We start from the raw sequence: 226 nt of genomic DNA, 5'->3' as shown, positions 1-226 counted from the left end.
CAGAAAGCGTCAGGCATTAAATGTGTATACGTGGCAATCGGACAGAAACCTTCGACTATCGCTAACGTAGTACGTAAGCTTGAGCAAACTGGCGCACTAGAATAAACCACTGTTGTGGTTGCTTCAGCATCAGAGCCTGCAGCACTTCAGAATATCGCACCGTACTCAGGTTGTACGATCGGCGAATACTTCCGTGACAGAGGCGAAGACGCACTGATTGTATTTG

1 pseudogene is annotated in these 226 nt (G+C 47.8%); it reads left to right on the top strand.

The annotated features are described in order from the left end of the window. Nucleotides 1-226, top strand: a pseudogene (locus V6252_RS13135) (F0F1 ATP synthase subunit alpha); the annotation flags it as partial.

Source organism: Psychrobacter proteolyticus (assembly GCF_038155145.1).
GTDB lineage: Bacteria > Pseudomonadota > Gammaproteobacteria > Pseudomonadales > Moraxellaceae > Psychrobacter > Psychrobacter proteolyticus_B.
This window is presented reverse-complemented; position numbering and strand designations above follow the sequence as displayed.